The following is a 21,633-nucleotide window of genomic DNA, read 5'->3' as shown; positions in this document are numbered from 1 at the left end:
GAAGATTGCGCCGCACTCGCACAGTCGGGCCGGGAGTGAGAGGTGCCGGAATGATCTAGAATCAAGGCAATATGCGAAGCGCACGAGAAGCAATCGACACTACTGCGGAGGCCCGCGAACCGGGCGCACACGACCGGTACGCCCGGGCCAGACGAACATTCCTGGCCTATCTGTCGCTGACCAAGCCGCGGGTCGTCGAACTGTTACTCGTTGTTACAGCGCCGACGATGATCCTCGCCACCGGCGGCATCCCCGACCTGTGGCTGGTCCTGGCCACCCTCATCGGCGGAGCGTTCAGTGCGGGCTCGGCCGGGGCGTTCAACTGTTACCTGGACCGCGACATCGACCGGTTGATGAACCGTACCCAGGGTCGCCCGCTGGTGACCGGCGAACTGACCGACCGTCAGGCCCTGGTCTTCGCCTGGGTTCTCGGCGCCGTGTCGATCGCCTGGCTCTGGATCTTCACCAACTGGGTCGCAGCGGCGCTGTCGCTGGGCGCGATCCTGCTCTACGTGGTCTTCTACACGATGATCCTCAAGCGCCGCACCGCGCAGAACATCGTCTGGGGCGGAGTCGCAGGCTGCATGCCGGTGCTGATCGGTTGGGCCGCCGTGACCGGTGACCTGTCCTGGCCGCCGTTCGTGCTCTTCCTCATCATCTTCCTCTGGACTCCGCCGCACTACTGGCCGTTGTCGATGAAGTATCGCGACGACTATCAGGCCGCCGGCGTGCCCATGCTGGCCGTCGTGCGCGGCCGAGCCCAGGTGGGCCTCCAGGTCATCCTCTACGCCTGGGCCACCGTAGCCTGCTCGCTGCTGCTCATCCCGATCGCGGACATGGGCGTGCTCTACACCGTTGTGGCGGCGGCATCGGGCGCCTGGTTCATCTACGAGACCCACCGCCTCTACAACCTGACGATCCGCCACGAGAACGTGTCGCCGATGCGGGTGTTCCACGGTTCGATCGGGTATCTCACCCTCGTCTTCGTCGCCGTGGGCGTCGACCCGCTGCTGCCCTTCTAGCCCGGCTGCGCGCTCCGGCGGGCCGCTCCACCGTCCGCGAGAGCGGGGTGTGGCTGCGTCGGGCGTGCTGAGGTGACCGTTTCACCGCTCTCGCGGGAGGCTCACCGGGAGCCTGGGACCACCTCTCGGCCCGGGTCAGCGGGCGGCGGTAGCTGCCGGGGTGCGCTGGGCCGGGGGAGTGACGGCAACCGGCACGGGCTGCTTGAGGTTCAGGATCACGGCGGTCATCGCCGCGGCGAGCACGCAGGCGAGAACCATGTGCACACCCACGAGGATGGGCGGCAGGCCGAGGTTGGACTGGATGAGCCCGACAGCGGTCTGCACCAGCTCGACGGCGAGGAGCAGCAGTACCCAGCGTCGCAGCGGCAGGCGCAGCGTCACGGCGCCGACCACGAGTGCCAGGGTCAGCGCCACCGTCAGGTAGGCCGGCCAGCTGTGCACGTGCTGCAGGAATTCGGAGTCGAGGCCGTTACGCGGCGCATCCGCGTCACCCGCGTGCGGCCCAGACCCGGTGGTGAGGATGCCGACGAGGATGGTGACGGCCACGGCGAAGCTGGTGAGGTGGGTCACGCCGAGGAACCACCCCGGCACGACCCGTTCCCGCGGACCTGGGCCGGTGTACAACCGGTAGAGGAACGCGGTGCACAGGCCGACGAGGACCACCGAGATGACGAAGTGGATCCCGACCACATACGGGTTCAGCTGGGTCAGCACGCTGATGCCGCCGATCACGGCCTGGGCGGGAATCCCCAGGCCCGCGAACAGGGTGAGGCGGAACAGGTCGGGCCGGCTGCGGCGCATCCGCAGGACCGCCACGAACGCGGCGATGGCGAGGAGGCCGAGCAGCACGCCGAGCAGGCGGTTACCGAATTCGATCACCCCGTGGATGCCCATCTCCGGCGTGTTGATCAGGGAGTCGTCCGTGCACTTGGGCCAGGTCGGGCACCCCAAACCCGAACTGGTCAGGCGGACCAGGCCGCCGGTGCCGACCAGGAAGATCTGCGCGGCGAGGTAGACCCAGCCGAGAACGATGAGGCGACGGCCCACGCTGGTGGGCAACCACTCGATGATGCGGTTCACGGTTCTGCTCCCTGCTTGTGCGCACGTATGTGAATACGCCGGGTCGCACTACTAATAACATGACAAGCCTGTAGAATTAGGTGTTTCACGGGCCCAGCGTGCGCGACGGATGAATTTCACATCGCGGCGCGACCGGCCCTTGTTCATCTTAGGTACGCAACGTAGCCATCCACACAACTCACGCCTGCGGGGCGCTGCACGTTCGACCAGTCGGTCGGTCTGCACGGCCCGCGGGAATGACCGGACTGATATCCGGGTTGATGTGGGTAGGAGAAGAGGTAAAGATGTCTGACGTTCTGCTGGACCGACCCGAGCTCGAAGGGCTGGGGGTGTACGAATTCGGCTGGTCCGACTCCGACGCCGCCGGCGCATCCGCCCGCCGCGGTATCTCGCCCGAGGTTGTCACTGACATCTCGAACCTGAAAAAGGAACCGGCCTGGATGCTGGAGCGGCGCCTGAAGGCGCTCGCCCTGTTCGAGCGCAAGCCCATGCCCACCTGGGGCGCCGATCTCTCCGAGATCGATTTCGACAACATCAAGTACTTCGTGCGCTCCACGGAGAAGCAGGCCCAGACCTGGGAAGACCTGCCGGACGACATCAAGAACACCTACGAGAAGCTCGGCATCCCCGAAGCCGAACGTCAGCGCCTGGTCTCCGGTGTCGCCGCGCAGTACGAGTCCGAAGTGGTCTACCACCAGATCAACGAAGAGCTCGAAGCCCAGGGCGTCATCTTCATGGACACCGACACGGCGCTCAAGGAGCACCCGGAGTTCTTCGAGGAGTACTTCGGCAGCGTGATCCCGTCCGGCGACAACAAGTTCGCCGCCCTGAACACCTCCGTCTGGTCCGGCGGTTCGTTCGTCTATGTGCCGCCCGGCGTGCACGTGGAGATCCCGTTGCAGGCCTACTTCCGCATCAACACCGAGAACATGGGCCAGTTCGAGCGCACCCTGATCATCGCCGACGAGGGCAGCTACGTCCACTACATCGAGGGCTGCACCGCCCCGATCTACAAGTCGGACTCGTTGCACTCCGCCGTGGTCGAGATCATCGTGAAGAAGAACGCCCGCGTTCGCTACACGACCATCCAGAACTGGTCGAACAACGTCTACAACCTGGTCACCAAGCGCGCCACGGCCGCCGAGGGCGCCACCATGGAGTGGATCGACGGCAACATCGGTTCCAAGGTCACCATGAAGTACCCGTCCATCTACCTGATGGGCGAGCACGCCAAGGGTGAAACGCTGTCCGTCGCCTTCGCCGGCCCCGGTCAGCACCAGGACGCCGGCGCCAAGATGATCCACATGGCGCCGTACACGCAGTCCTCGATCGTCTCCAAGTCGATCGCCCGCGGCGGTGGCCGAGCCGGCTACCGTGGTGAGGTGCGAGTGGATGCCACGGCGCACCACTCCGCCAACACCGTGCGGTGCGATGCGCTGCTGGTTGATACCCAGTCCCGTTCAGACACCTACCCGGCCATCGACATCCGCGTCGACGACGTGCAGCTCGGCCACGAGGCCACGGTCTCGCGGGTCAGCGAAGAACAGCTGTTCTACCTCATGAGCCGCGGCATGCCCGAAGACGAGGCCATGGCCATGATCGTGCGCGGCTTCATCGAACCCATCGCCAGGGAGCTCCCGATGGAGTACGCCCTCGAACTCAACAAGCTCATTGAAATGGGCATGGAAGGATCCGTCGGCTAAATGTCCGCCGCCTCGACTTCAACTTCATCCACAGCCCGCCCGTCGTCCGAAGCCTTGCCCACCGCGCAGCAGCACGGTATCAAGGAGCACTCGGACGGCCGGTTCGGCTTTGTCCCCGTTCAAACCAGGTCCGCACGCTTCAAGAGCTTTGATGTGGCCGACTTCCCCGCCGTCACCGGCAGGGAAGCGGTCTGGAAGCTCTCCCCGGTCGCGCGATTCACCGACCTCACCGCCGGCGTACTGGACGGATCGGTCTACGAGATCGACTCCACCGGCCACGCTGACGTCGACGTCGCCTGGGTCGATCGCACCGACGCGCGCATCGGCACCGCCGGCGCGCCGGAGGAACGTGCGGCCGCGAACGCCTGGAACGCCTTCGACCGGGCCCTGGCCATCACCGTCACCGGTGAGGAAGCCAAGGAGATCACGGTCACCAGGTCCGCGCTCGGCACGGCGCCCCGCGCCGCCCATACCGTGATCGAGGCCCGGCCGTTCAGCCAGGCCGTGGTGATCCTGCAGAACACCGGCGACGCCCGGATCTCGGAGAACGTCGAGATCATCGTCGGCGAATCCGCGAACCTCACCGTCGTCACCGTGCAGGAGTGGAACGCCGATGCCGTGCAGCTGGCCAACCACTTCGCCACGATCGGTCGGGACGCCCGTCTCAAGCACGTCGTCGTCTCCCTCGGCGGCGGCATCGTGCGGGTCAACCCGTCGGTGCACCTGGCCGGGCAGGGGAGCGACACCGAGCTTTTCGGACTGTACTTCGCCGACGCCGGTCAGCACCTCGAGCAGCAGGTCTACGTCAACCACGACGCACCGAACAGCCGCAGCAGGGTCAACTACAAGGGTGCCTTGCAGGGCGCCGGCGCACGCACCGTGTGGATCGGCGACGTACTGATCGGCAACACCGCACCCGGTACCGACAGCTACGAGCAGAACCGCAACCTCGTGCTCACCGAGGGCACCAGGGCCGACTCCATTCCGAACCTGGAAATCGAAACCGGTGACATCCTGGGCGCCGGACACGCAAGCGCCACCGGTCGGTTCGACGACGAGCAGCTGTTCTACCTGCAGTCCAGAGGAATCGGTGAGGTCGAGGCCCGCCGTCTGGTCGTTCGCGGCTTCCTCAGCGAGATTGTGCAGCACATTGGATCGGAACCGCTCGAAACGCGCCTTCAGGGCGCCATCGAAGACGAGCTCCGCGGAACAGAAAGCAACTGAACATGGCGTCAACGAAGATTTGTGCCCTCGACGACCTCGAACCCAACGAGGCCATCAAGGTTGAGATCGATGGAGTGAACATCGCCGTCGTCCGTGATGCCCACGGCGCCGTCTTCGCTATCGGCGACACCTGCACGCACGGCGACATTTCGCTGTCCGAGGGCTTCGTCGAGGGCGACACGCTGGAATGCTGGGCGCACGGCTCGAAGTTCTCGCTCACGACCGGCCGCCCCCTGACGCTGCCGGCCTACGAGCCGGTTCCCGTCTACCAGGTCGACCTGATCGACGGCGACGTGTTCATCGATCCTCTGGTCACGATCGCCGTTTGACGCGCACGCCGGGCGCACACCAGCGCACCCGGCCCCACACACTGAAGCCCGCAACCCGCGGACAACGAAAGAGATACCGAAAAAATGTCTGTTCTTGAGATCAAAGACCTGCACGTCAGCGTCGAGACCGACCAGGGCACCAAGCAAATCCTGCGCGGCGTCGACCTCACCATCAACGAGGGTGAGATCCACGCGATCATGGGGCCGAACGGCTCCGGCAAGTCCACCCTGGCGTACACGATCGCCGGCCACCCGAAGTACCACGTCGACAGCGGCTCCATCCTGCTCGACGGTGCAGAGGTGCTCACCATGACGGTGGACGAACGAGCTCGTGCCGGCCTCTTCCTGGCCATGCAGTACCCGGTCGAGATCCCCGGCGTCACCGTCACCAACTTCCTCCGCACCGCCAAGACCGCCATCGACGGTGAAGCGCCCGCGATCCGCCACTGGATCAAGGATGTTCGCGAGTCGATGACCCGCCTCCGGATGGACAAGAGCTTCGCCGAGCGCAACGTCAACGAGGGCTTCTCCGGTGGCGAGAAGAAGCGCAACGAGATCCTGCAGCTCGAACTGCTCAAGCCGAAGTTCGCCGTGCTCGACGAGACCGACTCCGGCCTCGACGTCGACGCGCTGAAGATCGTGTCGGAGGGCGTCAACCGCGCCAAGGAGAACACCGGCCTCGGCCTGCTCCTGATCACGCACTACACCCGCATTCTGCGCTACATCAAGCCGGACTTCGTGCACGTCTTCGTCGACGGCCGTATCGCCGAGCAGGGTGGACCCGAGCTCGCCGACCGTCTGGAAGACGAAGGTTACGATCGCTTCCTCGCCGAGACGCCCGTAAGCTAGAACCATGGTTTCGACACTCACTCCTGCGCGCTTCGATGAGATCGAAGAGGCCCTCAAAGACGTCATGGACCCCGAGCTCGGCATCAACGTCGTCGACCTCGGGCTGATCTACGACCTGGGCTGGGACGACGAGAACGACGCGCTGATCATTCACATGACTCTCACGTCGGCCGGATGCCCCCTCACCGACGTGCTCGAAGAACAGACCGCAGAGGCCCTGGACGGCGTCGTCGACCAGTTCCGCATCAACTGGGTCTGGATGCCGCCGTGGGGTCCGGAGAAGATCACCGATGACGGGCGCGACATGATGCGCGCCCTCGGCTTCGCGATCTGACCCAGAGCCAACCGCACCACCTGTCCCGCGCCGGAACGGATGCCACCGCATCCGTCACCGGCGCGGTTCTCGTTAACCCCGGCACTGCCGGAATCCCGAGCTCCGGCCGGCCCAATCGTCACTGTGGAAGGCCATGCCAGATAGTGGAGTGGTATTCTACGAAGATGGAAACCACCCGCACCCGCAGCCAGCTCCGGCGAGACGCCCAGACGGCGGGCACCCGCGGCGACATCGTCGAGGCGGCGGCGGAACTGATGCGAGAGCACGGCTACGCGGGCACGTCGATCGCCGCGATCGCCGAGCGTGGCGGCGTCGCCGTCCAGACCATCTACAACACGGTCGGCTCCAAGGTCGATGTTCTCGCTGCCGTGCTCGCGGCGGCCAACACCGCGGCACGGTCCACCGGCGGCGGTGTCGCGGATCTCTCCAGCGGCATCGCACACTCGACCACCCCGGCCGTGGCGATCGCCGCACTGGCGACCTGGATCGCCGCAGAGAACGAGCGGGCGGCTCCACTGCACCGGGTGGTGAACGAAGCAGCCGGAACCGACCCGGAGATTCGTGAACTCGAGGTCACCATGGCCGCCCGCAGTTTGCACGCCTACGCCGATGCCGTCGGCGCCCTGCGCACTCAACTGGGTCTCCGCCCAGGACTGAGCGACCATGAGGCGGCCACATCGATCTGGGCCCTCGGCCATCCGCAGGTCTTCCACACCCTGGTCTCCGGCCTCGGCTGGTCCAGGGAGACCTACACGGCCTGGCTTCGTTCCGCCCTGCCCGGCGTGCTCCCGAGCGGACGCTTTCCGGCCAGGTGACCCCCGTCGGCGCGGCCCATTAGGGGACATCGGCACCGAAACCGCGCGCGAACAAATATACTGGTGGATTGGCCGTGTTTGGCCGCCCTCCCACGACTCCTCTGAATGGACTATTGCTGTGCTCAGTGTGCAAGATCTCGAAATCCGAGTTGGGGCGCGCGTGCTCATGGAGGACGTCAACTTCCGCGTATCCGCCGGCGACAAGATCGGCCTGGTCGGCCGGAACGGCGCGGGCAAGACCACGCTGACGAAGACCCTGGCCAGGGAGACCCTGCCAACCAAGGGCAAGATCGAGAGCTCCGGCGAGATCGGCTACCTGCCGCAGGACCCCCGCTCCGGTGACCCGGACATGCTGGCCCGTACCCGCATCCTGGATGCCCGCGGTCTCGGCACCATCTCGCTGGGTCTGACCCAGGCAGGAATCGACATGGGCTCGCCAGACAGCAAGACCAGCGAAAAGGCGATGAAGCGCTACGGCACCCTCACCGACGAATTCAACGCGCTCGGCGGGTACGCGGCGGAAGCCGAGGCGGCATCGATCGCCAGCAACCTGAACCTGCCAGACCGCATCCTCGACCAGCCACTGCGCACCCTCTCCGGTGGTCAGCGTCGCCGGATCGAGCTGGCCCGCATCCTCTTCTCCGCCGCCGAGACCATGATCCTCGACGAGCCCACCAACCACCTCGACGCCGACTCCGTCGTCTGGCTTCGCGAGTTCGTGAAGAACTACCGCGGCGGGTGCATCATCATCAGCCACGACATCGAACTGGTCGGCGACACCGTCAACCGGGTGTTCTACCTCGACGCCAACCGCATGGTCATCGACATCTACAACATGAACTGGAAGAACTACCAGCGGCAGCGGGTCGCAGACGCGGACCGCCGCAAGAAGGAACGCGCCAACGCCGAGAAGAAGGCGTCGACCCTGCAGCTGCAGGCCGCCAAGTTCGGCGCCAAGGCCAGCAAGGCCGCCGCCGCTCACCAGATGGTCGCCCGCGCGGAGAAGCTCCTGTCCGGCCTGGACGCCGTTCGTGCCGTCGACAGGGTCGCCAAGCTGCGCTTCCCTGAGCCCGCCCCGTGCGGTCGCACCCCGCTGATGGCCAGCGACCTGTCCAAGAGCTACGGCTCGTTGGAGATCTTCGCCGCCGTGGACCTCGCCATCGACCGTGGCTCCAAGGTCGTCATCCTCGGACTCAACGGTGCTGGCAAGACAACCCTGCTGCGGATGCTGGCCGGCGTCGACAAGCCGGACACCGGCGAAATCGTGCCGGGCCACGGCCTGCGGATCGGGTATTTCGCCCAGGAGCACGAGACCATCGATGTGAAGCGCAGTGTGCTGCAGAACATGATTTCCTCGTCACCGAACATCACCGAGATGGAGGCCCGTCGGGTTCTCGGCTCGTTCCTGTTCACCGGTGACGACTCGCACAAACCGGCCGGGGTCCTCTCCGGCGGTGAAAAGACCCGCCTCGCCCTGGCGATGATCGTGGTCTCCGGAGCCAACGTGCTGCTCCTCGACGAGCCCACCAACAACCTCGACCCGGCCAGCCGCGAAGAGATCCTGGACGCCCTGGCGCACTTCACTGGCGCCGTGGTTCTGGTCAGCCACGATGAGGGGGCCGTGGAGGCGCTCAACCCGGAACGGGTGCTCATCATGCCGGACGGCACCGAGGACCACTGGAACAAGGACTACCTCGACCTGATCACTCTGGCCTGATCACTCAGGCCTGACCCCTCTGGCCTGACCGCCGTGAGGATCCGCAGACACGCACAGACCCGCCGGCCCCCTCGGGGAACGGCGGGTCTGTGCGTGTCTGGGGTTCCGTACCCGGTCAGGAATGCTGGTCGATCAGCTCATCCTCGATCTCGGAGTCGCTGCGCGGCTTGGTGGCGTGCCGCCTGGCCCGCTCGGCGGCGCGCTCCTGCTCCTCTGGCACTGCGGCGTTGACGGTGCGATACTCCTGCCGGGCCGCCCAGCCCAGGCCGACGAAGGCCATCAGGGCGAAGACGAACCACTGGAAGGCGTAGGACAGGTGTGGGCCCTCGTCCCGCACCGGCCGGAGGACCGGCATGGGTCGCTCGGCCACCGCGGGGTCCTCCGACTTCATCAGGCCATAGGCTCCGGTGTATGTGTCCCTGCCGAGCCTTTCGGCGATGTCGGGCAGGTGGATGGTGGCCACCTGGTCCCCGCTCGCGCTGCGGCCGGCGAGGACGGGTTCGCCCTGCTTGAGTCTGGCCACGACGGTGACTTCACCCGTCGGCGCTGCCGGCACCGCGTCCGGGGCGTTCTGCCCTTCACCGGTGGGAACCCAGCCGCGGTTGACGATGAACACATCCCCGTTCGTGAGCAGCAGCGGAGTGAGGACCTCGAATCCCGGGTTGATGTTGTATGCCCGGTTGCGGACCAGGAGCTCGTCGTCGAGCAGATAGGTACCGGTCAGCTCGACGGGCAGCCATTTCTGGTCTTCGGAGAAGGAGTCGAGCTCTGGGAGGGCGTCAGTGACCGGAACCGCCTCGGCGTCGAAGTTCGCATCCACCCGGCTGATCTCGGTCTGGGCTTCGGCCCGACGGGCGAGCTGCCAGGTACCCAGGCCGGAGCAGACGACGGCGAAGACAATGGTGAGGGCCAGGTATCCCGCCCACTGCCGAGACAACAGGAAGCCCCAACCGGTCATGCCGGCGCCGTTTCGGTCGCGGGCGATTCGGCCGGTGGCACGGCGCTGACCGTGAGCGGGAAGTCGCGGGTGGCGAGGAAGTCGCGGAGGAAGTCGACGTGCTCGTCACAGGCCAACCAGGTTTTCGTGCGGTCTTCGGCGTGGATGCGCGGATTGCGCCAGTCCAGTCGCCAGCCAGCGCGCTCACGGCAGCCCGCCCTCGAGCAGCTCGTCTCTGGGGCGTTGCCGAATCCGATCACAGTGGGTCTCCGTTGTGGGAATGATGGGTCGCGCGGCCGGTGTCCGTGCCTCCGGGGCGTTCCTCCTGGCCGGGTCGGGGGAGGACCGCCACCGCACCAGGTCGCAGCACCGCTCCTGGGCGCTGGTCGCCGTGCACATTGGCGGCGATGACGGCGAAGTACGGCAACAGGATCGCGCCGAGGGCACAGACCAGCAGCCACCACCCCTGCGCGAACAGCATCAGCACGATACAGACCATGCGGATGCCCATGGTGACCGTGTACCGGATCATGCGGCGTCGACGCTCGTCCTCCGGGGACGGAGGAAGAGTCGTGATCGATTGCTGTTTCATCGTGCCCATCGCTTCACCCTGTGATGACGGTCAGTATGCCGGTCCATGTCGTGAATCAAGCCTACGTCTCCTGTCCGCTTCGCGGTGCCCATCTCGGGACGCTCTAAGCTGAATGGATCTGTGCCCGCGCGTGAAGCGGGCGTTCCCACTGAAAGGACCCGCGCCATGGCGACCGCTCGAACAGTTCTGGTAACCGGAGGCAACCGCGGCATCGGCTACGCCATCGCCGAGGAATTCATCGCCCAGGGGCACAGGGTGGCCATCACAGCCCGCTCCGGTGAGGGCCCGGCCGGGAGCCTGACCGTGCGCGCCGATGTCACCGACTACGCCTCCATCGACGCCGCATTCACCGAGATCGAGGCGGCATACGGCCCCGTCGAGGTCGTCGTCGCCAACGCCGGCATCACCAAGGACACCCTGCTGATGCGCATGTCGGAGGACGACTTCACCTCGGTGATCGACACCAACCTCAGCGGAGCCTTCCGCGTGGTCAAGCGTGCGTCCAGGGGGATGCTCAAGGCCAGGTTCGGTCGCATCGTCCTGATCTCCAGCGTGGTCGGGCTGTACGGATCCGCCGGCCAGGTGAATTACTCGTCCTCCAAGAGCGGACTGGTCGGGCTGGCGCGTTCGGTCACCCGTGAGCTCGGCGCTCGGGGCATCACGGCCAACGTCGTTGCGCCCGGTTTCATCGAGACCGACATGACCGCGGCATTGCCTGAGGCCCAGCAGGCCGAATACAAGCGCAACATCCCGGCCGGACGCTTCGCGGCTCCTGCCGAGGTGGCCAGGGTGGTCACGTGGATCGCCGGAGATGACGCGGCCTACATCTCCGGTGCCGTGATCCCCGTCGACGGCGGACTGGGCATGGGCCACTAGAGCGCCAGCCCTGGCCGGTACGCGCCCAGCCCGTGGGGTTATAACCGCACCCGCCGGGCGGGCAGGTCAGCCGCGGAGGCCGAGGAGCGGCAGGACCTGGCTGAGGTCCTGCCGATCGATCACGAGATCGGCGGACCGGCGCACGATGGGCTTGGCGTTGAACGCCACACCGAGTCCGGCGACCCGCATCATGGTCAGGTCGTTGGCCCCGTCGCCGATGGCGACGGTGCTGCAGAGCTCGATGCCGTTCAGCTCCGCCCATTCGGTGAGCGCGGCGGCCTTGGCCGACGCGTCGATGATCGGCCCGACCAGGCCGCCGGTGAGGCGGCCTGCGCTGGTTTCGAGCCGGTTGGCCCGCCAGTGATCCAGACCGAGCGTCTCGGCGAGCGGGTCGAGGAGTTCGTGGAACCCGCCGGAGACCACCCCCACGCGGCCGCCCGCGGCGTGCACGCCCTCGATGAGTTCGTGCACACCGTCGGTGGGCCGGATGCGCGCGCCCACCTCGGCGAAGACATCCGTCGACAGGCCGGCGAGGGTCGCCACCCGTTCGCGCAGGCTCTCGGCGAAGTCGAGTTCACCGCGCATGGCGCGGTCGGTCACCTCCGCCACCTGGGCGAGGGAACCGGCCGCGTCAGCGAGAAGTTCGATGACCTCGTTCTCGATAAGTGTCGAATCGGCATCAAGGACAACGAGGAATCGGGCTGCGGAGATCACGGGTGAACGTGCACACCCTTCCCGACGACGGTGATCCCGGATTCGGTCACGCTGAATCCGCGAGCCAGGTCCCGATCGCGGTCGACGCCGACGGCGGCGCCCTCTGCGACGATGACGTCCTTGTCGAGGATGGCGCGGTGCACGACGGCACCGGGCCGGATCTGCACCCGGTCGAACACGATCGAGTCCACCACGTGAGCACCGGAGTCGATGACCGCCCAGGGCCCGACGACGCTTCGCTCGAGGTGCGCTCCGGAGATGACGCAACCCAGTGACACGACCGAGTCGATCACGGTTCCGAGCGAGCCCTTGGCGTCGCGCACGAACTTGGCGGGCGGAGAGTTCAGCTGCTGGCTGAAGATCGGCCAGCTCTGGTTGTACAGGTTGAACACCGGCAGGGCGCTGATCAGGTCCTGGTGCGCCTCGAAGAACGAGTCGATGGTTCCCACGTCGCGCCAGTAGTACCGGTCGCGGTCGGTGGAGCCCGGCACGTCGTTGCGCTGCAGGTCGTAGACGCCGGCTTCGCCGCGGTTGACGAAGTCGGGAACGATGTCGCCGCCCATGTCGTGGCTGGAGTCGGTCCGTTCGCCGTCCCGGCGCACGGCCTCGATCAGGGCGTCGGTGTTGAAGACGTAGTTACCCATCGACGCGAAAACCTCATGCGGTGCGTCGGCGAGCCCCACGGCGTCCTTGGGCTTCTCCAGGAATGCCTTGATCCGGTCGGGGGTGGCGGCATCCACTTCGATGACACCGAACTGGTCGGCCAGGCCGATGGGCTGGCGAATGGCGGCGACGGTGGCCTCTGCACCGGACGCGATGTGCGCCTCGATCATCTGATCGAAGTCCATCCGGTAGACGTGGTCTGCGCCGACCACGACAACGATGTCGGGCTTTTCGTCGTGGATGAGGTTGAGGCTCTGCAGGATGGCGTCGGCTGAGCCGCTGAACCAGCGCTTGCCGAGCCGCTGCTGTGCGGGCACGGACGCGATGTACGAGTTGAACAGGCCCTGGGAGACATGCCAGGTCTGCGACACGTGCCGGTCGAGACTGTGTGACTTGTACTGGGTGAGGACGACGACCTGCGTCACCCCTGAGTTGATCAAATTCGACAATGCGAAGTCGATCAGACGGTAATGCCCTCCAAACGGTACCGCCGGCTTGGCGCGGTCTTCGGTCAACGGCATCAGCCGCTTTCCCTCGCCGCCTGCGAGAACGATTCCAAAGATCTTCTTGGCCTTCATAACTTCAGAGTAGGGCCAACGGGGGGTTCGGACCAGCCGCTGGGGGCGTGTCCCGGTTCAGCCTGTGCTGGGTTTGGTGCATGCGCTAGCTTTACTGCATGCGCGTCGATCTGCTCACCAAGGAATACCCGCCCGAAATCTACGGAGGGGCCGGTGTTCACGTCGCCGAACTCGTCAAGGCCCTCCGCACCGACATCGATGTGACGGTGCGCTGCTTCGGCTCGCCGCGCACGGAGCCGGACACCTTCGCCTACGGCGTCCCCGCCGAACTGGCCGAGGCCAACGCGACCCTCACCACGCTCGGCGTGGACCTGCAGATGGCTCAGGATGTGCAGGGCGCGGATGTGGTGCACTCGCACACCTGGTACGCCAACGGCGCCGGGCACATCGCCAAGCTGCTGCACGGGGTGCCCCACGTGGTCACGGCGCACAGCCTGGAGCCGTTGCGGCCGTGGAAGGCCGAACAGCTCGGCGGCGGCTACCGCGTGTCGAGCTGGATCGAGAAGACCGCCTTCGAAGCCGCGGATGCCGTCATCGCCGTCAGCGGCGGCATGCGCGCCGACATCCTGCGCAGCTACCCGGCCCTGGACGAGTCCCGCGTTCATGTGGTCTACAACGGCATCGACCTCGACCGGTGGAAGCCCGTGGACGACCGCGACACTGTGCGCGCCCTGGGAATCGACCCCGACCGTCCCTCCGTGGTCTTCGTCGGGCGGATCACCAGGCAGAAGGGGCTGCCCTACCTGCTGCGGGCCGCCGCGCTCCTGCCGCCTGAGGTGCAGCTCGTGCTCTGTGCCGGCGCCCCGGACACGCCCGGCATCCTCGCCGAGGTGACCGACCTGGTCGAGGCGTTGCAGAAGGAACGTTCTGGTGTGGTCTGGATCGACAGGTTGCTTCCGCAGCCGGAGCTGTCCGCCGTTCTCACGGCCGGCACGGTCTTCGTCTGCCCGTCGGTGTACGAACCCCTCGGCATCGTCAACCTCGAAGCCATGGCCTGCGGTCTGCCCGTGGTCGGCACGGCGACCGGCGGCATCCCCGAGGTCGTCGCCGACGGCGTCACCGGCCGCCTGGTGCCCATCGACCAGCTGACCGACGGCACGGGAACGCCCACCGACCCCGAGGTCTTCGTCGCCGACCTGGCACGGACCCTGACCGAGGTGCTCGCCGATCCGGCGTTGGCGGCCCAGATGGGCCGCGCCGGCCGGGTCAGGGCCGAGGAGATGTTCAGCTGGGGTCAGATCGCCGCCAGCACGCGGGAGATTTACGCCGGACTGCTCTAGCGTGACCCGAGGCCCAGGCGGCGCCCGATAACATGGGGTCATGGTCAACGTTCTTCACTTCACCGGGGTTTCCGTCGTCCGGGGTGGCACAACCATCCTCGACTCAGTGGATTGGAGCGTAGACAGCGAACAGCGCTGGGTCATTCTCGGACCCAACGGGGCCGGGAAGACCACCACCCTGCAGATCGCCGCGGCCCTGCTGCACCCCTCCACGGGAACCGCGGAGGTCCTCGAAGAACCGATCGGCTCCAGCGACCTGTTCGAACTGCGGCCGCGGATCGGCTTCGCGTCCACGGCCATGGCCCGTCGTGTTCCGGCAAGCGAGACCGTGCTCAACGTCGTGATGACCGCCGCGTACTCCGTGACCGGGCGATGGAACGAGGAGTACGAGGAGATCGACGAACGCCGCGCCCAGCGGGTCCTGGCCGAGTGGAAGCTCGACCACCTCGCCGCACGCAAGTTCGGCACCCTGAGCGACGGCGAGCAGAAGCGTGTGCAGATCGCCAGGTCGATCATGACCGACCCCGAGATCCTGCTGCTCGACGAGCCTGCCGCCAGCCTCGACCTCGGCGCCCGCGAGGAACTGCTGAGGCTCCTCAGCGGCTACGCGAGCGAACCGGACTCCCCGGCGATCATCATGGTCACCCACCACGTCGAGGAGATCCCGCGCGGATTCACCCACGTGCTGCTCTTGTCCGACGGTCACATCGTCAGCGCCGGACCGCTCGCGGAAGCCCTCACCTCCGACACTCTCAGTGAGACTTTCGGTCTGCCCATCGAGCTGACCGAGAACGACGGCCGCTACACCGCACGCGCACTTTGAGCCACGGCGGGTCCTGGCCACCTCCGGCCTCAAGATTCTGCTAAACTCGGTAGCTGGTCCTCGTGACCGCACTACTTTTCTGCCGCAACCGGCGAGCCAGAACCCACCCACCGAAACGCACCAAGGAAGTCTCCATGAAGTCTGACATTCACCCCACATACGCTCCCGTGGTCTTCCGCGACCTCGCGTCGGGTGCGACGTTCCTTACCCGTTCGACGGTCTCCAGCTCCAAGACCATCGAGTGGGAAGACGGCACCACCTACCCCGTCATCGACGTCGAAATCTCCTCCGAGTCGCACCCGTTCTACACGGGCAAGCAGCGCATCATGGACTCCGCCGGACGCGTGGAGAAGTTCAACTCGCGCTACAAGGGCTTCGGCAAGTAGTCCGACCCCCTCTTTTTCGGATCCGCGCGACGGATCCCACCCGCAGGGTGACCGGCTTCGGCCGGTCACCCTGTTTTTGTGTGTTGAGTTCGAACGGACCGGTCAGACCCTGCGGAACTGGAGGTTCGACTGCATGCCGCCGGCGTTCATTCCCGCTGCATTCAGCCCGGCGGCCGTGAGTCCGGCCGTGCTCGGGCCGCAGTGCAACCAGTAGAAGCTCTGCGCGCCCAGGGTCAGGGTGAGTCCGCCCTGCTCGTCGAAGGACGGGAACACGGCTCCACCGAACACGTCGTAGAGCCGGGTGCCGGCGAGGCCGGGTTCGTCGATGTGGAACGCCACCGGATTGTGCGCGAAGCTGAAGACGCAGAGCAGCGTCTCCGGTTGATCGCCGAAGCTGGACCCGGACCCGGCGTACTCCCGCACGAAGGCCAGGATCGACTCGTGGTCGACCGAGAGCACCCGCAGGGAACCCAGACCGAAGGTCGGATGCCCCTTCCGCACGTAGATCACGTTGCGGATCCAGTGCAGCAGGGACCCGGACTGGGCCAGGGATGATTCGACGTTGGTCTGCGCGAAGTTGTAGACCAATGACTGCACGATCGGCAGATAGAGCTTGCCGGGATCGGCAGCCGAGAACCCGGCGTTCCGGTCAGGGGTCCACTGCATAGGCGTGCGGGAACTGTCCCGGTCCGGCAGCCAGATGTTGTCGCCCATCCCGATTTCGTCGCCGTAGTAGAGAAACGGGCTTCCGGGCAGGGCGAAGAGGAGCGCGTGGGCGAGCTCCAGCTCTGACCGGGAATTGTCCAGCAGCGGGGCCAGCCGCCGGCGAATGCCGATGTTAGCGCGCATCCTGGGGTCATAGGCGTACCACCCGTACATGGCCTGTCGGTACTCCTCGCTGACCATCTCCAGGGTGAGTTCGTCGTGGTTGCGCAGGAACACCGCCCACCCCGCACCGGACGGAATGTCGGTGGTTTCCGACAGGACCCGCAGGAGTTCTCCGGCCCGCTGTGACCTCAGGGAGTAGAAGATCCGCGGCATCACGGGAAAATCGAAGGCCATATGGCACTCCGGTTCGTCCTCGGTGCCCAGGAACGCCGCGACCTCCCTCGGCCACTGGTTCGCCTCAGCGATCATGACCCGCCCCGGGTACTCCCGGTCGAGGATGCCGCGCAGGTGTCTGATGAACTCGTGGGTGGGCGGTTCCCCCTCACCGTTGCCCTCATCGGACTCGTACAGGTAGGGGATGGCGTCCAACCGGAACCCGTCAACGCCCAGGTCGAGCCAGTAGCGCACGATCTCGATGATCGCCGTGTGCACGGCGGGATTCTCGAAGTTCAGGTCGGGTTGGTGGGAGAAGAACCGATGGAAGTAGAACTGACGGCGCACCGAGTCGAATGCCCAGTTCGAATCCTCCGTGTCGGTGAAGATGATCCGGATGTCGGGGTACCTCGTGTCGGTGTCGCTCCAGACGTAGAAGTCGCCGAACGGACCCGACCTGTCCTGGCGGGACTGTCGGAACCAGGCGTGCTGGTCGGAGGTGTGATTGAGGGGAAGGTCGATCACGATCCGCATATTGCGTTCGTGCGCCTTGGTCACGAGTTCCTTGAACTCCTCCAGGGTGCCGAATTCGGGCAGGATCGACCGGTAGTCGGCCACGTCATACCCGCCGTCGCGGAGGGGGGAGGTGAAGAACGGTGGGATCCACAGGGCATCGATGCCGAGCCACTGCAGGTAGTCCAGCTTCGAGATCAGTCCGGCCAGATCGCCGGCGCCGTCGGCGTTGCTGTCCACAAAAGACCGCACCATGACCTCGTAGAACACGGCCCGCCGGTACCAGCGCGGATCGAGCGTGAGCCCGGGCAGTTGAATGGGTGCGGTGAAGCTCACGGCGTTCCTTCCGGACCTGTCGCGGTGGCCTCCGGAACGGATACGCCCTCACGCGGCTGTGGATGGTGCGATGCGATGCGATTCTAAATCGATTCCCGCCTGCCGGTCGAGCCTGCCCTGGCCGTCCAGCCTAAACTGGGAGCGATGATCGTTCCCTCGCCATACGCCGACCTGCTCAGCGTGATGGATGCCCGCGCCCACACCCTGCCCGTACGAGGCAGCGACACCCGCTACTGGGAGTACGGCGATGCGGCGTCCCCCACCACGGTGGTGATGGTGCACGGCTTCCGCGGTGACCACCACGGGCTTGAGGCCGTCGTCGCCCAGCTGCACGGACTGCATGTCCTCGCGCCTGACCTGCCCGGCTTCGGTGAATCCGCACCGTTCACCACCGCCGGACACACCGTCGAGTCCTACGCCGACTGGTTGACCGAGTTCCTGCGTCTCGTCGATCTGCCCGGGCGCGTCGTCGTGCTCGGCCACTCCTTCGGTTCCATCATCGTCGCCGCCGCGGCCGCACAGGCCGAGGGCCTGCACGCCGACGATCTCGTGCTGGTGAACCCGATCGCGGCACCGGCCCTGGCCGGCCCGCGGGGGGTCCTGACCCGGCTGGCGGTCTTCTACTACTGGCTGGCCGCGGCACTGCCGGAACGGTGGGGGTTCGCCCTGCTGCGCAACCGCGTCATCGTGCGCGTCATGAGCATCACGATGGCCAAGACGCGCAGCCGGGAACGGCGCCGCTGGATCCACAACCAGCACGACCGGTACTTCTCCGCGTTCGCCGACCGCACCGTCGTGCTCGAGGCCTTCCGGGCATCCGTGAGCCGGGACGTCAGCGAGTACGCCGACGCCATCACCACCAGGACCCTGCTGATCGCAGCCGAGAAGGACGACATCACCCCCGTGGCCGCGCAGGTGCGTCTGCAGGCCCGATTCGCCGACGCCCGTCTGCACGTCATACCCGGCGTCGGGCACCTGATCCACTACGAGGTACCCGAGACCGCTGCCACCCGACTGCGCCGATTCCTGGATCTGGCGGACGAGTGAACGAGCGCACCGAGCACCCGGCAGAGAACCCGCCAGAGAACCCGCCCGCGGAACCGCTGCGGATCGTCTTCGACTGCCGCTACACCCGCACCGACCGGCACGACGGCATCAGCCGGTACACGGCCGGCCTGGTCACCGAGCTCGGCCGGCTGCACCCGGTCACCATGCTGATCAGCGACCACCGCCAGCTGGCGATGCTTCCCGCTCTGCCCTGGCAGCTCGTCGGGGCGCCGACCAGCGTGTTCGAACCTCTGATCGCGCGCACCGTCAACAAATTGAAGCCCGACATCGTCTTCAGCCCCATGCAGACGATGGGGTCGTGGGGACGCCGGTACCGCCTGGTGCTCACGGTGCACGACCTGATCTACTACCGCAACCGCACCCCACCCCGCGAGTTCTCGGCCGGCATCCGGCTGCTCTGGCGGCTGTACCACCTCTCCTGGGCTCCGCAGCGGATGCTGCTGAACCGGTCGGACGGTGTGGTGACGGTCTCCCAGACGACGGCCGGCCTGATCGAGAGGCATCGCCTGACCCGGCGCCCGGTCTCCGTGGTACCCAACGCGGCGGATATCGACGCCGCGGGGTCGGCGGTCGCGCCGCGCACGGCGCCGGCGACCAGACGCCTGGTCTACATGGGCTCGTTCATGCCGTACAAGAATGTCGACACCCTGGTTAGAGCCGCCGCGGCCCTACCGGGCTACGAGCTGCACCTGCTCAGTCGGATCGGTGACGAGGAACGAGCCCGGTTGACCGCCCTGGCGCCGCAGGCCGCCCTCGTCTTCCACAACGGGGTCACCGACGACGCCTACATCCGTCTGCTGGCCGACGCCACCGCGCTGGTGACGGCGTCACTCGACGAAGGATTCGGCATCCCCCTGGTCGAGTCGATGAGCCTCGGCATCCCCGTGGTCGTCAGCGACATCGACATCTTCCGGGAGATCGGCGGTGACGCCGCCAGTTACGCGGATGCGCGGGACGCCGACGCGTTCGCCATGGCCGTGCTGGCGTTGGAGGAACCGGGGGAGTGGGCCAGACGGTCCCGGTTGTCGGTACAGCAGGCGGCCGGGTTCACCTGGTCGGAGTCCGCGGCCCGGTTGCTGCGCGTTCTTCGGGGTACTCGGTCCGCATCGAGGCGCTGACCGCACCCGGGCGTCGGCGGGGCGAGCCGTCAACGGGCCGCGGCGAACGAGTCCAGTTCCAGCCGGCCGGACTCCCAGCGGAAGTCGTGCACCGAGCCGTTGGGAATGAGCTCACCTGGTGTGGGTCGTCGTCCGTCGGTCGCATACCGCACCAGGGTTCCGATCACGCCACCGTGGCAGACCACGACGAGCCGGCTGCCCTGATGCGCTGTCGCGAGCCGCTCAAGGGCGGGGAGGACCCGGTCGAGCACCGCCTGACGGCTTTCCAGCCCTGGCACCACGGAGCCGTCCGGAAACCGGAGCTGGCGTTCGGCGAAGGTGAGGCCCTCGATGTCGCCGTGATGGCGTTCGGTGAGTTCGGGGACGACGAGCGGCGCCGGGTGATCGAGTTCCCCCGAGATGATCCGCGCGGTCTCGTGCGCCCGAACCAGCGGACTCGTCACGACCGCCGTCCACGCGGTTCCGCGCAGGGCCAGCCCGGTTTCCGCGGCCTGTGCCCGGCCGAGCGAATTCAACGGGATGTCGGTGCTGCCCTGGATGCGTTGCTCCAGGTTCCAGTCGGTCTGCCCGTGCCTGACGATCGCGAACCTGGTCACCACAACGCCGCCTCCTGCTGAACGAGTACTAGTCGGTGAGTCGGGTCACCAGCCCGGCGAACGTCTCCGACGTGCCTGCCTCCAGCTTAACCAGGGCGCGCCCGTCGCCCTTCGTCGCCCCGCGGTTGATCACGACGATGGGCAGCTTGCGCCGCCTGGCCAGTTCGAGCAGCCTGATCCCCGAGTTCACCGCCAACGACGACCCGGCCACAACCAGGGCATCCGCCGTGCGCACCAGGGCGGCCGCTGCGGTGAACTTGCCGGTGGGCACCAGTTCGCCGAAGAACACCACGTTCGGCTTGAGCAGGCCGCCGCAGACCGAGCAGTCCGGCACGATGAAGCCGTCGATGTCGACCACGATGGCGTCGCCGTCAGGGGCGATCTGCACCTGTTCTGGGTCGGCCAGCACCGGGTTGTCCGCCTCCAGCCTGGCCGCGATGCTGTCTCGACCGAACGCCTGCCCGCAGGACAGGCACACCACCTGGTCCATCGACCCGTGCAGGTCGACAACGTGGCTGGACCCGGCCCTGGTGTGCAGCCCATCGACGTTCTGGGTGATGATGCCGCTGACCAGGCCGGATTCCTCCAGCGTGACCAGGGAGCGGTGGCCCAGGTTGGGCTGCGCGGCCCGGAACCGGTGCCAGCCCAGGTGACTGCCCGCCCAGTAGCGCTTGCGCGCGCGATCATCGGCGATAAAGGTCTGGAACGTCATCGGGACACGCACGGGCGCGCCGGCACCCCGGTAGTCGGGGATTCCGGAATCCGTGCTCACCCCGGCACCGGTGAGGACCGCGGTGCGACGGCCGCGTAGCAGAGCGGCCAGCGCGTCCAGGGCGGCTTCGGCGCCGACAGACGGTGTCACGATCGTCTCAGCAGTCATCGTGCTCCATCCGCGTCTCGCTCAGGCGGCAGGCCCCGCTGGCCCGTCCGACGATGGCGTATGTCGAGTCTAAACTGGTCAGTTTTCGTCTGGGGTACCGTGAGGCCGGTACCGTGACGCACACACCGCCCAGCGGACCGTTCGCCGTCGTGGCGCACG

The 21,633-nt window shown here is 66.7% G+C and carries 23 protein-coding genes; 14 read left to right on the top strand and 9 right to left on the bottom strand.

The genetic code is table 11. The features are described from left to right. Positions 1 to 71: 71 nt before the first annotated feature. Positions 72 to 1,022 (top strand): heme o synthase, encoded by a 951-nt coding sequence (locus tag K2F54_RS00190; protein WP_220603839.1) that lies wholly within the window; start codon positions 72 to 74, stop codon positions 1,020 to 1,022. A gap of 135 nt (positions 1,023 to 1,157) precedes the next feature. On the opposite strand, the gene K2F54_RS00185 is transcribed toward K2F54_RS00190, so the two are convergent. Beyond that, the gene (locus K2F54_RS00185) at positions 1,158 to 2,102 is read right to left on the bottom strand and encodes a COX15/CtaA family protein (RefSeq protein ID WP_220603838.1); all 945 of its coding nucleotides are present in this window, start codon (positions 2,100 to 2,102) and stop codon (positions 1,158 to 1,160) included. 284 nt (positions 2,103 to 2,386) lie between these two features. Between K2F54_RS00185 and sufB the strand changes: the two genes are divergently transcribed. The 7 genes from sufB to K2F54_RS00150 all read left to right on the top strand — a co-directional run bounded on the left by sufB (position 2,387) and on the right by K2F54_RS00150 (position 9,073). Next, on the top strand, positions 2,387 to 3,805 hold the full coding sequence (gene sufB, locus K2F54_RS00180) for a Fe-S cluster assembly protein SufB (protein WP_130177461.1): 1,419 nt from the start codon (positions 2,387 to 2,389) through the stop codon (positions 3,803 to 3,805). Next, a complete protein-coding gene (gene sufD / locus K2F54_RS00175; RefSeq protein WP_220603837.1) occupies positions 3,806 to 5,029 on the top strand; it encodes a Fe-S cluster assembly protein SufD in 1,224 nt (407 codons plus the stop codon). 2 nt (positions 5,030 to 5,031) lie between these two features. Further along, the gene (locus K2F54_RS00170; RefSeq protein ID WP_220603836.1) at positions 5,032 to 5,358 is read left to right on the top strand and encodes a non-heme iron oxygenase ferredoxin subunit; all 327 of its coding nucleotides are present in this window, start codon (positions 5,032 to 5,034) and stop codon (positions 5,356 to 5,358) included. Between the two features lie 84 nt (positions 5,359 to 5,442). Next, positions 5,443 to 6,207, top strand: a complete 765-nt coding sequence (gene sufC / locus K2F54_RS00165; protein ID WP_220603835.1) for a Fe-S cluster assembly ATPase SufC — start codon at positions 5,443 to 5,445, stop codon at positions 6,205 to 6,207. A gap of 4 nt (positions 6,208 to 6,211) precedes the next feature. Beyond that, on the top strand, positions 6,212 to 6,541 hold the full coding sequence (locus K2F54_RS00160) for a metal-sulfur cluster assembly factor (RefSeq protein ID WP_104166251.1): 330 nt from the start codon (positions 6,212 to 6,214) through the stop codon (positions 6,539 to 6,541). A gap of 164 nt (positions 6,542 to 6,705) precedes the next feature. After that, the gene (locus K2F54_RS00155; protein ID WP_220603834.1) at positions 6,706 to 7,356 is read left to right on the top strand and encodes a TetR/AcrR family transcriptional regulator; all 651 of its coding nucleotides are present in this window, start codon (positions 6,706 to 6,708) and stop codon (positions 7,354 to 7,356) included. Positions 7,357 to 7,474: 118 nt separating this feature from the next. Beyond that, the gene (locus K2F54_RS00150; protein ID WP_220603833.1) at positions 7,475 to 9,073 is read left to right on the top strand and encodes an ABC-F family ATP-binding cassette domain-containing protein; all 1,599 of its coding nucleotides are present in this window, start codon (positions 7,475 to 7,477) and stop codon (positions 9,071 to 9,073) included. A 115-nt stretch (positions 9,074 to 9,188) separates the two neighbouring features. On the opposite strand, the gene K2F54_RS00145 is transcribed toward K2F54_RS00150, so the two are convergent. The 3 genes from K2F54_RS00145 to K2F54_RS00135 are packed head-to-tail and all read right to left on the bottom strand — an operon-like array spanning position 9,189 to position 10,611. Beyond that, positions 9,189 to 10,031, bottom strand: coding sequence for an SURF1 family cytochrome oxidase biogenesis protein (locus K2F54_RS00145; protein WP_220603832.1), 843 nt, complete (start codon positions 10,029 to 10,031; stop codon positions 9,189 to 9,191). After that, on the bottom strand, positions 10,028 to 10,270 hold the full coding sequence (locus K2F54_RS00140; protein ID WP_255576606.1) for a hypothetical protein: 243 nt from the start codon (positions 10,268 to 10,270) through the stop codon (positions 10,028 to 10,030). Before K2F54_RS00140 ends, K2F54_RS00145 begins: the two co-directional genes overlap by 4 nt. Further along, a complete protein-coding gene (locus K2F54_RS00135; protein ID WP_255576536.1) occupies positions 10,267 to 10,611 on the bottom strand; it encodes a DUF3099 domain-containing protein in 345 nt (114 codons plus the stop codon). The genes K2F54_RS00140 and K2F54_RS00135 overlap by 4 nt, the downstream gene beginning before the upstream one ends. A gap of 156 nt (positions 10,612 to 10,767) precedes the next feature. Between K2F54_RS00135 and fabG the strand changes: the two genes are divergently transcribed. Then, positions 10,768 to 11,478 (top strand): 3-oxoacyl-ACP reductase FabG, encoded by a 711-nt coding sequence (gene fabG, locus K2F54_RS00130; RefSeq protein ID WP_220603831.1) that lies wholly within the window; start codon positions 10,768 to 10,770, stop codon positions 11,476 to 11,478. Between the two features lie 66 nt (positions 11,479 to 11,544). On the opposite strand, the gene serB is transcribed toward fabG, so the two are convergent. Together serB and K2F54_RS00120 are read right to left on the bottom strand one after the other, a co-directional pair. Next, positions 11,545 to 12,192 (bottom strand): phosphoserine phosphatase SerB, encoded by a 648-nt coding sequence (gene serB / locus K2F54_RS00125; RefSeq protein ID WP_308287429.1) that lies wholly within the window; start codon positions 12,190 to 12,192, stop codon positions 11,545 to 11,547. After that, positions 12,189 to 13,433, bottom strand: coding sequence for a glucose-1-phosphate adenylyltransferase (locus K2F54_RS00120; protein WP_220603830.1), 1,245 nt, complete (start codon positions 13,431 to 13,433; stop codon positions 12,189 to 12,191). The genes serB and K2F54_RS00120 overlap by 4 nt, the downstream gene beginning before the upstream one ends. A gap of 98 nt (positions 13,434 to 13,531) precedes the next feature. On the opposite strand from K2F54_RS00120, the gene glgA reads away from it, so the two are divergent. From glgA to K2F54_RS00105, 3 genes are all read left to right on the top strand, one after another. Then, positions 13,532 to 14,713: a glycogen synthase gene (gene glgA, locus K2F54_RS00115; protein ID WP_220603829.1), complete on the top strand. Its 1,182-nt coding sequence runs from the start codon at positions 13,532 to 13,534 to the stop codon at positions 14,711 to 14,713. 40 nt (positions 14,714 to 14,753) lie between these two features. Further along, complete coding sequence (locus tag K2F54_RS00110; protein ID WP_220603828.1) at positions 14,754 to 15,536, top strand: ABC transporter ATP-binding protein; 783 nt, start codon at positions 14,754 to 14,756, stop codon at positions 15,534 to 15,536. A gap of 134 nt (positions 15,537 to 15,670) precedes the next feature. Then, the gene (locus tag K2F54_RS00105; RefSeq protein WP_066595443.1) at positions 15,671 to 15,922 is read left to right on the top strand and encodes a type B 50S ribosomal protein L31; all 252 of its coding nucleotides are present in this window, start codon (positions 15,671 to 15,673) and stop codon (positions 15,920 to 15,922) included. Positions 15,923 to 16,024: 102 nt separating this feature from the next. Here K2F54_RS00105 and treS read toward each other — a convergent pair whose 3' ends face one another. After that, positions 16,025 to 17,812: a maltose alpha-D-glucosyltransferase gene (gene treS / locus K2F54_RS00100; RefSeq protein WP_220603827.1), complete on the bottom strand. Its 1,788-nt coding sequence runs from the start codon at positions 17,810 to 17,812 to the stop codon at positions 16,025 to 16,027. A gap of 144 nt (positions 17,813 to 17,956) precedes the next feature. Here treS and K2F54_RS00095 point away from each other — a divergent pair, with 144 nt between their 5' ends. Next, positions 17,957 to 18,859: an alpha/beta fold hydrolase gene (locus K2F54_RS00095; RefSeq protein WP_220603826.1), complete on the top strand. Its 903-nt coding sequence runs from the start codon at positions 17,957 to 17,959 to the stop codon at positions 18,857 to 18,859. A gap of 56 nt (positions 18,860 to 18,915) precedes the next feature. Further along, a complete protein-coding gene (locus K2F54_RS00090; RefSeq protein ID WP_220604125.1) occupies positions 18,916 to 19,998 on the top strand; it encodes a glycosyltransferase family 4 protein in 1,083 nt (360 codons plus the stop codon). A 29-nt stretch (positions 19,999 to 20,027) separates the two neighbouring features. On the opposite strand, the gene K2F54_RS00085 is transcribed toward K2F54_RS00090, so the two are convergent. Together K2F54_RS00085 and K2F54_RS00080 are read right to left on the bottom strand one after the other, a co-directional pair. Further along, positions 20,028 to 20,597, bottom strand: coding sequence for a histidine phosphatase family protein (locus K2F54_RS00085; protein WP_308287428.1), 570 nt, complete (start codon positions 20,595 to 20,597; stop codon positions 20,028 to 20,030). 25 nt (positions 20,598 to 20,622) lie between these two features. Further along, on the bottom strand, positions 20,623 to 21,474 hold the full coding sequence (locus tag K2F54_RS00080; protein WP_220603825.1) for a Sir2 family NAD-dependent protein deacetylase: 852 nt from the start codon (positions 21,472 to 21,474) through the stop codon (positions 20,623 to 20,625). Between the last annotated feature and the right edge of the window lie 159 nt (positions 21,475 to 21,633).

Origin of the sequence: Cryobacterium inferilacus (assembly GCF_019599185.1) — a bacterium.
Classification (GTDB): domain Bacteria; phylum Actinomycetota; class Actinomycetes; order Actinomycetales; family Microbacteriaceae; genus Cryobacterium; species Cryobacterium inferilacus.
Note: the sequence above shows the minus strand (reverse complement) of the source record. Positions and strands in the feature narration are given on the sequence as shown.